The sequence below is a fragment of the Roseburia sp. AF42-8 genome (genome assembly GCF_003435965.1).
Classification (GTDB): Bacteria; Bacillota; Clostridia; order Lachnospirales; family Lachnospiraceae; genus Roseburia_C; species Roseburia_C amylophila.
In genome coordinates this window covers 1-2,282 of record NZ_QTVB01000104.1, presented here as the reverse complement: position 1 = coordinate 2,282, position 2,282 = coordinate 1, and the positions used below count along the sequence as shown (strand labels likewise).

The 2,282-nt window shown below is 45.1% G+C and carries 1 protein-coding gene; it reads right to left on the bottom strand.

Translation table 11 applies throughout. The annotated features are described in order from the left end of the window. Positions 1–139 precede the first annotated feature (139 nt). Positions 140–1,846, bottom strand: a complete 1,707-nt coding sequence (locus DW059_RS15365) for a methyl-accepting chemotaxis protein (protein ID WP_117699365.1) — start codon at positions 1,844–1,846, stop codon at positions 140–142. Between the last annotated feature and the right edge of the window lie 436 nt (positions 1,847–2,282).

Below are 2,282 nucleotides of genomic sequence, written 5' to 3'. Positions count from 1 at the left end.
CATTACAATTCTAATAGATAATACGGAAATGAAAATTTCAGTTATAATGAAAGTTTTATGTTATAAAAAATACCGATCTTAATTCTCCACTATTTACGAATTATTAAGACCGGTATTTATTTCATTTTTTAATTAGCAATTAATCCCGACGTAGTGTAAACTTTCCTACCAAATCGTTTAATGTATATGCCTGTGCGGATAATTCCTCACTGGTAGCAGACGATTCCTCTGCTCCCGCAGAGTTCGACTGCACTACTTCCGATATCTGATTCACACCAAGTTCTGCCTGTTGCATCGCCTGTGCCTGCGCAGCAGACTCTTCACTCAATCGTTTTGCATCTGTCGCAATCTCCTTGACTCCCGTAACGATCTGCTCCAGAGATTCCGCTGCTACCTCCACTGCCTGGTTGCCATTCTCGATCTCCTGCAGCGATCCCTCGATCAGGCTTCTGGTATCTACTGCCGACTGTGCACTCTGTTCGGCCAGTTTACGGATCTGTTCTGCCACCACTGCAAATCCCCGTCCGGCTTCTCCTGCTCTGGCCGCCTCAATTGCCGCATTCAGAGACAACAGGTTCGTCTGACTCGCAATATCTTCAATGTCAGCAATAATATTCTGTATCTTTTTAGATGTTTCATTGATTCGCTCCATTTCCTCCATCAATGACCTCATCTGCGTATGCCCTGCATCCGCCTGCTGTGCATAATTCTCAGCCTTTTCCGTCGTCCTCTGCAGTTCGCCGGCTGTACGTGACACGGCATCTGTGATATTCGTAATGGTTGCCGTCAGTTCTTCCACAGATCCTGCCTGCTCTGTTGCTCCTTCTGCCAACGCCTGGGCAGATTGTGCAAGATTCTCCGATCCGGCAGATACCTGCTTAGCGGCCTCTTCTACCTGCTGTAAGGTACTGTTCATCTGTCGGTTCATCTTACGCATGGCATCTTTCAGTGCCACAAACTGTCCTACATATTTCTCTTCGATCTTAGTACCGATGGCATAATTACCCTCCGCCATCTGTCCCAACAATTCTCCTGCATCCGTAATGATCAGATTCAGGTCAGCAGCCATGCCTTTTGCGACCTGTATCATATAGGATATCTCATCTTCCGTGTTTCTGTCCGGGAATGCACTATTCAGATCTCCCTGTGCAAAAGTCTGAAGTCGATCTGCCAGCGCTATCATCGGTTCTTCGATATTTCCTGCCATTTTCTTGCCTAATACCACAGAACTCCAGAAAGAGGTCACTACGATAACCAGAATCGCGATCAGCATAAAACGCTCCATATGACGCAAATCTACCTCCGCCTGATCTCCTTTTTCGACGCACAGATTCATCAAGTCTACAAACTCCGCGTATATCCGTTCGTACTGTGCGGTCAGCTCTCCGATATCCAGATCCTGCGCCTTCAGATATCCGTCCTCGTCATCGGAAGTAGCCAGTTCCAATACCTGTGCATCCAATTCCCAGTACCCGTCCAGTTCCTGCAATATTTTATTATAGGCATCCCTGCCTTCGGTGAATTTGATTGAGCGGTTCAATTCATCTATGTAAGCCTCAAACGCTTCCTTTTTCTGGTCATGCAGTTCGATCTGCTTGTCTATCACTGCTTTGTCATCATAGCCTACTACTGCACGTAATGCGCTCCGGCTCTCCGAAAATGCCGCGACCGCTTTACCGATATCTCCCTGTGTAAATCCGTATCGGCTCAATGCCTTTTCATACTGTATCGCTGCGATCAGTAGTACTACGATTCCAATAACTGCCGCAATCGCACCGATTATTGCTACTTTCACAAATCCTTTCGTCAGTTGCTTTTTAATACCTTGTTGCTTTTGTGTGGCCATATAAAGCTCCCCCTAGTTTATCCGTTAAATAAGCTGCCGTGATCAACATCTCTATACAATAGTAGCACATCCCCTTTCATTATTCAACTGTACGAAATGGGTTGACCATTATTTACTCCGCATTACACGTACTCTCTTCTATGTTATAAAATCAAGCATCTTCTGCATATACACCATCTCCATAATATAAAAAAGAGGAGTCCCCGCAGGTTCTCCCCCGGTCGCAGGCCTCACAGGTTTCTGCAACGCGATCACTGTATTTGCAGTTTATTCCGCAATGGGAATAGGTTTTCGGTCTCCATCCAGACCACTGGAACAGGTTTAAGATCTCTGTTCCGACCTTATATACATCTTTTATATTTTAATTATGCAAGATAACTTTAGAATCTGCAACAAGTTGTTGCTAAATTAACTGCTTATTTATGAACTCAATTCC

Excerpts from the sequence above, each read along its gene's own strand:
- DW059_RS15365 (WP_117699365.1), bottom strand. The coding sequence starts at position 1,846 with ATGGCCACACAAAAGCAACAAGGTATTAAAAAGCAACTGACGAAAGGA.